This is a genomic window from Allobosea sp. (assembly GCF_036675845.1).
GTDB lineage: Bacteria > Pseudomonadota > Alphaproteobacteria > Rhizobiales > Beijerinckiaceae > Allobosea.
Map to the genome: position 1 here is coordinate 35,839 of NZ_JAKFED010000036.1, position 9,139 is coordinate 44,977.

The following is a 9,139-nucleotide window of genomic DNA, read 5'->3' on the forward strand; positions in this document are numbered from 1 at the left end:
TGCGCCGCTCACGCGCTCGTGGTTCGGCTGGAACCGGCCGAACGACAAGAATTCGCGCCAGATCAATATCAGGCGGCGACGCTTCCGGTTGCATGGCCCTGCGGCCTTGTTTAGCGCAATGCCATGAGCCAGCCGGATCAACCAGTCATTTCGCCAGCCATTTCGCAAGACGAGCCGCCCTTCCCGCTGCTCTACCGCGACGCGATGATGCTCGTCATCGACAAGCCGGCCGGTCTGCCGGTGCATCGCGGGCCGCAGGCCAAGGGCCGCGTCATCCCGGTGCTGACCGACCATCTCGATGCGCTGCGCTTCGGCCTGCCGCGCCGGCCGGAAGCGGCGCACCGGCTCGACAAGGACACTTCCGGCTGCCTCGTGCTGGGTCGCCATCCGCGCGCCATGGCGCAGCTCAACCAATTGTTCCGCGATGGCCGCATCGGCAAGACCTACTGGGCCGTCGTCGAAGGCGGGCCGGGAGAGGACGAGGGCCTGATCGATCTCGCTCTGGCGAAGCTCTCGCCGGATCGCGGCTGGTGGATGAAGGTCGATCCGGCCGGCCTGCCCTCGCAGACCCGCTACCGCGTGCTCGGCCGCGGCAGCCTCGATGCGACGCCGCTCGCCTGGCTGGCTCTGGAGCCGCTGACCGGACGCACCCACCAGTTGCGGGTGCATTGCGCGGCAAGCGGCTGGCCGATCCTGGGCGACGAGATCTACGGCACGGCGCCGCGCAGCGGCGGCCCCGGCCTGCATCTGCACGCCCATGACCTGACCCTGCCGCTCTATCCGAAGCGCGACCCGATTCGGGTCGAGGCGCCGCCGCCGCCGCATCTCCACGCGGCGCTCGCCGCCTGCGGCTGGGTCTCCGGCGAAACCTTTCCTAAACCCTAACGTCGATCCGGCCTTGCCCGGCGGTCCGGTCAACCATTCCCTAAGCCGCGCCTGCTATCGCTGGTTGTAGAGGGCGCGGAGCGCGGGATCATGCTGGAGCAGGTGGCGAGGACTGCAAAAGCGCGCAGCGCGCTTTTGAGCTTTGCGCAGGCGCGCGCCGAGATCGCGGCCCGGCCCGAGGCGAATGCGGCGCTGGCCAGCCTGCACGACTGGGTCGAGAGCTATCTGATGCGCGAGCATCCGCAGCTCGGCCGCACCGGCGCCGTCTGCCCCTTCACCCGGCAGGCGGCCCGCATCGACACGGCGCGGCTCGCCATCTGCGAGGCCGGGCCCGGCGAGGAGGAGCGGGCCTTCACGCTGATCCGCGGCAGCTTCGGCGCCCTCGACGAAATCCCCTGCAAGCCGAGCATGGCGCATTTCCGGACGATCATCGTCGGCTTCCCGCATTGCGCCGACGAGGCCGGTCTCGCCATGCTGCAGCGGGTGCAGAAGCGCCACAAATTCCATTCGCTCAGCCGCAACCGGATGATCGGCCTGATGCATGCCGGCTCGGACGCACCGGGCCTGTGGAACCCCGATTTCAGGCCATTGCGTTCGCCGTTGCCGGTGCTCGCCATCCGCCACATGGTCGAGCATGACGCGCCCTTCGCGGCGCGCCATCCGCTGCTGCTCCTGCCCTATCTCGCCCATTTCAGGCTGGCCGGCGCCAGGCGCCTGATCCAGCACCTGCGCGGCCAGGCCTGAGCCGTGCTGGCGCGGACCGCGATGGCGGAGGCCGGGAGCCGGCAGCCGGCGACCGACGCCGCGATGGCGCCGCTGGCGCTCGAGATCCTCAGCGATCGCACCGCCTTCGAGGCCATCAAGCCGGAATGGGACGAGCTTTTCGCCCGCGCCGGCATGCCTCATCAGCTTTTCCAGCGCCACGCCTTCCTGCGTCACTGGTGCGACCATTATCTCGACGCCGGAAGCCGCATCTGCATCCTCGCCGGGCGCAGCGGCGGCCGGCTGGCGATGCTCTGGCCGCTGGTCCGCAAGCGCCGCTTCGGCCTCGACATCCTGCAATTCATGGGCGCGCCGGTCGCCCAGTTCGGCGATGTCCTGATCGCGCCTGGCGCACCCCGCCAGGCCTGGCTCGATGCCGGCCGGGAGGCGCTCGGCCGGCTCGGCGCCGATCTCCTCGACATCCGCAATCTGCGCGCCGACGCAGCTTTTTCCCGACCGGACGCGGCCCTGCTGGTGCAGCGTCAGGAAGCGCCCTTCGCGGACCTCGCTCTGCGCGTCGCGGCCGGCGGGCCGAGCGCGGCCTATCCCGCCCGCGAGCGCTCGAATTATCGCCGCCGCCTGCGCCGCCTGGCCGAGCGCGGCGAGCTCGACTACCGCGCACTCACCCCCGGCGCCGAGGCACGCGAACTGGCGGCAAGCGCCGTGGCGATGAAGCGCGCCGCCCTGGCCCAGCACGGCATCGCCGCGCCGACCGTCGCCGATCCTCGCTTCCAGGCCTTCTTCGCGGCGCTCGCCGGCGACGAGGCGGACGAGGCCGGCCTGCGGCTTTCCGTCGTCACCTGCGCCGGCCGGCCGATCGGCATCGACCTCTCCTTCGACTGCAAGGGCCGCAGCTTCGGCCATGTCATCGCCAGCGATCCCGCCTTCGAGCGCGAAGGCATCGGCCGCATCCTGATCCACCGGACCTTCGCCGGCGCGAAAGCACGCGGCAGCGCGGTGTTCGACCTGCTCGCGCCGGCCGATCCCTACAAGCTCGAACATGCCGACGGGGTCGTCGCCGTCCTCGATCTCGCCATGCCGCTGAGCTGGCGCGGCCGCCTTGCCTGCGCTTTCGCGCTGCCGCGATTGCGGCCGGCGCTCAAGGCCGTCGCGAAGCGCCTGCCGGCGGCCTGGGTCAGCCGCCTCTTCGGTGCGTTCTAGCTCGCCATCGCGTCCATGGCGCGCGCCAGCTTGATGTCGAGCTCGGTCAGCCCACCGGCATCATGCGTCGCGAGGGTGACGTCGACGGTCTTGTAGACATTCGACCATTCGGGATGGTGGTCCATCTTCTCGGCCAGCAGAGCCACCCGGCTCATCCAGCCGAAGGCCTCGCTGAAATCGCGGAAGACGAAGCGCTTGGCGATGGCCTCGCGGCCCTCGACCAGTTTCCACCCTGCCAGGATCCCCAGCGCTTCCTGCCTCGCCTCGGCGCTCAGCCGTTTCGGCCGGTCGTTTGCCATGTCACCTCCGCTGGGAAACCGAGCCGCTCGGGCGGTTCGGATAGGAAGGGCCGAGCGGATAGGCCGCCTCCAGCACATAGGGGCCGCCGCCGATCGATTCACGCGAGGAGAACAGCGCGAAGCGCCGCGCCGTGAAGCTGATCGGCCGCACGATCGGATGCGTCGCGAGGTAATGCGCCACGTCGAGCGGCGAGGTGTCGCGCAGGCGCGCCAGCGTGACATGCGGCAGGAATTTGCGCCCCTCGGCCGGCAGGCCGAGCCGGCGCATCAGCCGCTCCAGATCGGCCTGCAGCTCGCTGAGCTGCGGCGTCGGCTGGATCCGCGCGAACACCGCGCGCGGCCTGTCGCCGCCGAAGCTGCCGAGCTGGTCGAGCGTGATCGTCAGCGGCGGCGCCTGGACATCGTTGAGGAAGCTGTCGACGTCATGGGCCATGCGCCGGTCGATATCGCCGAGGAAGCGCAGGGTGATGTGGTAATCGGCCGGCTCGATCCAGCGCGCACCGATGAGCCCACCGCGATGCAGCGTCAGGGCCGAGGCGACCTCGGCGGGAATTTCCAGGGCGGTGAACAAGCGCGGCATAGGCGAATCAGTGCCAAGCGTTTGTGACTCTGGCGAGACGGAAGCCTCGCATTGCAGGGGACGATCGACAAGCGGGCTTCGGACAAGCAGGGCGACGGCTCGCCTACCGCACCGTCATCCCGGCGCTACGCTGCTGGCGCGGCTTGTCCGGGATGACGGCGAGCTTCAGCCGCGCTTTACGGGCAGGGATTGCCGACGCGCTGGTGGATCGCGTCGATCTTGGCCTCGACCTCCGCCGGCAGCGTCACCGAGGCCGAGCCGATCGCGATCTCCAGCTGTGCCATGCTGGTGGCGCCGATGATGTTCGAGGTGACGAAGCAGCGCGAGGTGACGAAGGCCAGCGCCATCTGGGCCGGATCGAGCCCGGCCTCCTGCGCCACTGCGAGATAGGCCTTGATCGCCAGCTCGGAGCCCTCGGTCTGGTAGCGCTGGGCGCGGTCGAACAGCGTCGTGCGCGCGCCGGCCGGCCGCGCCCCGTCGAGATATTTGCCGGTGAGATAGCCCTGCGCCAGCGGCGAATAGGCGAGCAGCCCGACCTGCTCGCGCAGCGCGATCTCGGCCAGCGCCGTCTCGAAGGTCCGGTTCAGCAGGCTGTAGGCGTTCTGGATCGACTGCACCCGCGGGCGGTCGCCTTGCTTCTGCGCCTCGGCGACGAAACTCATCGTGCCCCAGGCGCTTTCGTTCGAGAGGCCGAGATGGCGGATCTTGCCGGCCTTGACGAGCCCGGCGAAGGCATCGAGCTGCTCGGCGATCGGCGTCTCGTCCACGGCGGGCTCGAAGGCGGTCTTGCCAAAGCGCGTCGGGTTCGAGCCCCAGGCCATCGGCCGGTCGGGGAAATGGATCTGGTAGAGGTCGATATAGTCGGTCTGCAGCCGCTTCAGGCTCTTGTCGACCGCCTCCTCGATCTGCCTGCGGTTGACCCGCGTCGGTCCCTTGTCGTCGCGGAACCAGTCATTGCCCGAGCGGCCGACGACCTTGGAGGCCAGGATCACCTTGTCGCGATTGCCGCGCGCCTTGAACCAGTTGCCGATGATCCGCTCGGTCGAGCCCTGCGTCTCGGCCTTGGGCGGGATCGAGTAGAGCTCGGCGGTGTCGAAGAAGTTCACGCCCTGGGCCAGCGCATAGTCCATCTGCTCATGGCCTTCGGCCTCGCTGTTCTGCTGCCCCCAGGTCATCGTGCCGAGGCAGATCGCCGAGACCTTCAGGTCGGTGCGGCCGAGTTGACGGTATTCCATGGCGAAAGGCTCCGGAGACGGACGCGCCGGGCGCGCCGCGGACGAAAAAAGGACGAGGCGGGAGGCGCCAGCGCTCAGGAGCGCGGGCGCAGGGTGGCGAGGAACCGCTCCACCGTCGGCAGGATGCGCGTCGCGATGACGCGCACGCCTTCCGCCGTCGGGTGCAGCAGGTCGGGCTGGTTCAATACCCGGTCGCCGGCGATGCCGTCCAGAAAGAACGGATAGAGGATCAGCCCATGCTTCTCGGCGAGCCGCGGGAAGAGGCCGTCGAAGCGCGCCGCGTAGTCCTGGCCGAGATTGCGCGGCGCATACATGCCGGCGAGCAGCACCGGGATGCCGCGCGCCTTCAGCCTTGTGATGATCGTATCGAGCGCCTTTTCGGTCAGTGCCGGGTCGATGCCGCGCAGCGCGTCATTGGCGCCGAGCTCGAGGATGACGCCGTCGGTCCCGTCCGGCACCGACCAGTCGAGCCGCTCGAGCCCGCCCTGCGAGGTGTCGCCCGAGACCCCGGCATTGGCGATCTCGACCGGCATTCCCTTCTCGCGCAGCAGCTTCTCCAGCACGGAAGGGAAGGCGGCATTGCCGGGAAGATTGTAGCCTGCAGACAGGCTGTCGCCGAGCGCGACGAGCTTGAGCGGAGGCGTCTGCGCCTGGAGCGGCATGGTCATCGCATGGAAACCCAAGGCGAGGGCGATCAGCAGCGCCACCGCCCAAAAACCGCGCAATGACTGGATTCGGGCGAGCGAGCGCCCATATCGGTTGGCGGCGTCGGCCTTGCTGACATTGGCCATGGCGGTTCTTTCTCCTTCGGCTCCGGAAGCGGTGCGAGGGAGCGGCATCGGACGGGATGAGAGCGGAAACATGGCGGTGAGCGAGCAGGGCCCCTCGGCGATCGAATTGCGCGACGTCGAACTCAGTCTGGGGCGTGGCGCCGCCCGCGTCCATATCCTGAAAGGCGTATCGCTGGCGATTGCGCAAGGCCAGGCGACCGGGCTTACCGGCCCCTCGGGCTCCGGCAAGTCGACCCTGCTGATGACCATGGCCGGGCTGGAGCGGCCGGATTCCGGCCTCGTCAAGGTAGCCGGTCAGGATCTCGGCGCGCTCGGCGAGGATGAGCTCGCCATCTTCCGCGGCCGCCGCATCGGCATCGTCTTCCAGTCCTTCCATCTCGTGCCGACGATGACGGCGCGCGAGAACGTCGCCCTGCCGCTCGAGCTCGCCGGCGCCGCCGACGCCTTCGAGCGCGCCGCAGCCGAGCTGCGCAATGTCGGCCTGGGCGAGCGCATGGATCACTACCCGGCCCAGCTCTCCGGCGGCGAGCAGCAGCGTGTCGCCATCGCCCGCGCCGTCGCGCCCGATCCGGCGATCCTGGTCGCCGACGAACCGACCGGCAATCTCGACGAGGCGACCGGTCGCTCGATCGTCGATCTGATCTTCGCGCTCCGGCGCGAGCGCGGCGGCACCCTGGTCCTGGTCACCCATGACCTGGCGCTTGCCGCGGCCTGCGACCGGACCGTCAAGCTGCGCGCCGGCCGGATCGAGACGCAAGACCAGGGTGCCGACGCGCGGCAAATCGAAGCGCCGGTGGCCTGACCATGCACGCTCCCGTCAAGCCGGCCGAAACCGCCCCCGGCCCGTCGGCCGGCAGCAGCGCCGGCCTCAAGCTGGCGCTGCGCCTGGCCTGGCGCGATCTGCGCGGCGGCCTGCGCGGCTTCGGCGTCTTCATCGCCTGCCTGGCGCTCGGCGTCATGGCGATCGCCGCCGTCTCCTCCACCTCGCGCGGCCTCAGCGAGGGGCTTGGCCGCGAGGGCCGGCGGATTCTCGGCGGCGACGCCGCCTTCAGCCTGATCCATCGCGAGCCGACGGCACCGGAACGCGCCTTCCTCGAGCGCCATGGCAGCGTCTCGACCATCGCCACCCTGCGCGGCATGGCCAATGCCGGCGCGAAGGGCACTGCCCTGGTCGAGATCAAGGCGGTCGACGGCTCCTATCCGAGCGTCGGCGAACTGCACAGCGAGCCCGCCGGCGCCGCCGGCGAATTGCTCGCCAACCGCGACGGCGTCTTCGGCGGCATCGCCGATCCGGTGCTCTTCGGCCGGCTCGACCTCAAGCCCGGCGACATCGTCTCGATCGGCACCGCCCGGGTGCAATTACGCGCCAGCCTGGTCTCCGAGCCCGACAAGATCGCCGCTGGCGTCGGTTTCGGCCCGCGCCTGCTGATTTCGCAGGAGGCGCTGCGTGCTTCGGGCCTGCTCCAGCCCGGCAGCCTGGTGCGCTGGACGGCGCGCGTCATCCTGCCGGCAGGCGCCTCTTCCGACGCCGCGCTCGAAGCGCTGCTCGCCAACGCCGCCCGCGAGCAGCCGCAGGCCGGCTGGGAGATCCGCTCGCGCTCCAACGCCGCGCCGAACTTCCAGCGCAATATCGAGCGCTTCACCCAGTTCCTGACGCTGGTCGGCCTGACCGCGCTGCTCGTCGGCGGCGTCGGCGTGGCCAATGCGGTGCGCCGCTTCGTCGAGGCCAAGAAGCTCGATTTCGCCACGCTGAAGGCGCTCGGCGCCACCGGCGGCCGGGTCGTCGTGATCCATCTCGCCGAGGTCATGCTGGTCGCCGGCTTCGGCATCGCCATCGGGCTCGCGCTCGGCGCCGCCGCGCCCTTCGCCCTGGGCGCTCTGGTCGCCGACCGCCTGCCGCTGCCCTTCGAGCCGACGCTGGCGCCCGGCGAACTCGCCATCGCGGCGCTCTACGGCTTTTTGACCGCGCTCGTCTTCGCCATCATCCCGCTCGGCCGCGCCCATGACGTGCCGGTCTCGGCATTGTTCCGCGACCAGATCGAGCCCGACCGCCGCCGGCCGCGCTGGATCTATCTCGCCATTTTCGCGGCCGCGCTCGCCGGCCTCGTCGGCGTCGCGCTCGCCTTCGCCTATGAGCGGCGCATCGCGCTGATCTATATCGGCGTCGCCGGCGGCGTCTTCCTGCTGCTGCGCCTGGTCGCCTGGGGGCTGATGGCACTGGCCCGGCGCATGCCGCGACCGCGCCGCCCGGCCTTGCGCATGGCGCTCGCCAACACCTATCGCCCGGGCGCTCTGACACCCTCGCTCGTGCTCTCGCTCGGGCTTGGCGTCGCGCTGCTCTCGGCGCTCGCCTTCATCGATGTCAGCCTCTCGCGGCAGCTCACCCAGTCCTTGCCGAAAACGGCGCCGAGCTTCTTCTTCCTCGACATCCCCAACGCGCAGGCGGACGCGTTCGACGCTTTCCTTGCCAAGCAGCGTCCCGGCGCCATGGTCGAGCGCGTACCGATGATGCGCGGGCGGATCGTCAGCCTGAACGGCGTGCCGGCCGAACAGGTCAAGGCGAGCGAGCAGATGGCCTGGGTGCTCGAGGGCGACCGCGGCATCACCTATGCGGCGACGATGCCGGAAGGGTCCCGGCTCGCTTCCGGCGAGTGGTGGCCGGCCGATCATCGCGGCGAGCCGCTGGTCTCCTTCGATGCGCGTGCCGTCGAGGGGCTCGGGCTCAAGCTCGGCGACATGCTCACCGTCAACGTGCTCGGCCGCACCATCACCGCCCGCATCGCCAATTTCCGCAACATCGAATGGCGCTCGCTCGGCATCAACTTCGTGATGGTGTTCTCGCCCAACACCTTCGCCGGCGCGCCGCATACCAATCTCGCCACCGTCACCGAAACCGAGGCCGCGACGCCCGCCGGCGACGCGGCGCTGATGCGCCAGCTCGCCACCTCCTTCCCGGCGGTGACGGCGGTGCGCGTCAAGGACGCGCTCGAAGCGGTCAATGTGATCGTCGGCCAGCTTGCCGGCGCGATCCGCGGCGCCTCCAGCCTCGCCATCGCCGCGAGCCTGCTGGTCCTGGCCGGCGCGCTCGCCGCCGGGCAGAGGGCGCGGCTCTACGACGCAATGATCCTGAAGACGCTCGGCGCGACTCGCCGCTTCATACTTTCGTCGTACGCCCTCGAATACGCAGGGATCGGCGTCGTTTCGGCGCTGTTCGGGCTCGTCGCCGGCGCCGCCGCCGGCTGGGGCGTCGTCACGCAAGTGATGAAGATCGAATTTGTTCCCGATCCCACCGGCGCAATGCTTGCTGCGACTGCCGCCGTCGCCGTCACGGTCATGTTCGGATTGATCGGAACGTTGCAGATACTGTCGAAAGCGCCCGCTTCTCATCTACGCAATTTATAAGTCCCGTACGTGGGCGGCTGAACG

9 protein-coding genes are annotated in these 9,139 nt (G+C 69.8%); 5 read left to right on the forward strand and 4 right to left on the reverse strand.

Annotated features, from left to right (window positions below; all coding sequences use genetic code 11):
* Positions 1 to 123 precede the first annotated feature (123 nt).
* The 3 genes from V6M56_RS03195 (at position 124) to V6M56_RS03205 (ending at position 2,808) form a co-directional block, all read left to right on the forward strand.
* Positions 124 to 885: an RluA family pseudouridine synthase gene (locus V6M56_RS03195; RefSeq protein WP_442881063.1), complete on the forward strand. Its 762-nt coding sequence runs from the start codon at positions 124 to 126 to the stop codon at positions 883 to 885.
* Between the two features lie 90 nt (positions 886 to 975).
* Positions 976 to 1,629 carry a DUF6875 domain-containing protein gene (locus V6M56_RS03200; RefSeq protein WP_332681154.1) on the forward strand — a complete coding sequence of 218 codons (654 nt, stop codon included), beginning with the start codon at positions 976 to 978 and terminating at the stop codon, positions 1,627 to 1,629.
* A gap of 3 nt (positions 1,630 to 1,632) precedes the next feature.
* Positions 1,633 to 2,808: a GNAT family N-acetyltransferase gene (locus V6M56_RS03205; RefSeq protein ID WP_332681155.1), complete on the forward strand. Its 1,176-nt coding sequence runs from the start codon at positions 1,633 to 1,635 to the stop codon at positions 2,806 to 2,808.
* Here V6M56_RS03205 and V6M56_RS03210 read toward each other — a convergent pair.
* The 4 genes from V6M56_RS03210 to V6M56_RS03225 form a co-directional block, all read right to left on the reverse strand.
* Entirely contained in the window at positions 2,805 to 3,107 is a 303-nt protein-coding gene (locus V6M56_RS03210) for a 4a-hydroxytetrahydrobiopterin dehydratase (protein WP_332681157.1), read from the reverse strand. The two genes, V6M56_RS03205 and V6M56_RS03210, sit on opposite strands and share 4 nt — an antisense overlap.
* A 1-nt stretch (position 3,108) precedes the next feature.
* Positions 3,109 to 3,687 carry an RNA 2',3'-cyclic phosphodiesterase gene (gene thpR, locus V6M56_RS03215; protein ID WP_332681160.1) on the reverse strand — a complete coding sequence of 193 codons (579 nt, stop codon included), beginning with the start codon at positions 3,685 to 3,687 and terminating at the stop codon, positions 3,109 to 3,111.
* A 176-nt stretch (positions 3,688 to 3,863) separates the two neighbouring features.
* On the reverse strand, positions 3,864 to 4,922 hold the full coding sequence (locus V6M56_RS03220) for an aldo/keto reductase (RefSeq protein WP_332681162.1): 1,059 nt from the start codon (positions 4,920 to 4,922) through the stop codon (positions 3,864 to 3,866).
* Positions 4,923 to 4,996: 74 nt separating this feature from the next.
* Entirely contained in the window at positions 4,997 to 5,713 is a 717-nt protein-coding gene (locus V6M56_RS03225; RefSeq protein ID WP_442881064.1) for an arylesterase, read from the reverse strand.
* Between the two features lie 76 nt (positions 5,714 to 5,789).
* Between V6M56_RS03225 and V6M56_RS03230 the strand changes: the two genes are divergently transcribed.
* Positions 5,790 to 6,515: an ABC transporter ATP-binding protein gene (locus tag V6M56_RS03230; RefSeq protein WP_442881065.1), complete on the forward strand. Its 726-nt coding sequence runs from the start codon at positions 5,790 to 5,792 to the stop codon at positions 6,513 to 6,515.
* A gap of 2 nt (positions 6,516 to 6,517) precedes the next feature.
* Positions 6,518 to 9,115 (forward strand): ABC transporter permease, encoded by a 2,598-nt coding sequence (locus V6M56_RS03235; protein ID WP_332681165.1) that lies wholly within the window; start codon positions 6,518 to 6,520, stop codon positions 9,113 to 9,115.
* The last annotated feature ends 24 nt before the right edge of the window (positions 9,116 to 9,139 follow it).

Bases quoted from the DNA above. Each gene is read 5' to 3' on its own strand.
- V6M56_RS03235 (WP_332681165.1), top strand. From the start codon at position 6,518: ATGCACGCTCCCGTCAAGCCGGCCGAAACCGCCCCCGGCCCGTCGGCC.
- thpR (WP_332681160.1), bottom strand. From the start codon at position 3,687: ATGCCGCGCTTGTTCACCGCCCTGGAAATTCCCGCCGAGGTCGCCTCG.
- V6M56_RS03225 (WP_442881064.1), bottom strand. From the start codon at position 5,713: ATGGCCAATGTCAGCAAGGCCGACGCCGCCAACCGATATGGGCGCTCG.
- V6M56_RS03200 (WP_332681154.1), top strand. From the start codon at position 976: ATGCTGGAGCAGGTGGCGAGGACTGCAAAAGCGCGCAGCGCGCTTTTG.
- V6M56_RS03210 (WP_332681157.1), bottom strand. From the start codon at position 3,107: ATGGCAAACGACCGGCCGAAACGGCTGAGCGCCGAGGCGAGGCAGGAA.
- V6M56_RS03220 (WP_332681162.1), bottom strand. From the start codon at position 4,922: ATGGAATACCGTCAACTCGGCCGCACCGACCTGAAGGTCTCGGCGATC.
- V6M56_RS03195 (WP_442881063.1), top strand. From the start codon at position 124: ATGAGCCAGCCGGATCAACCAGTCATTTCGCCAGCCATTTCGCAAGAC.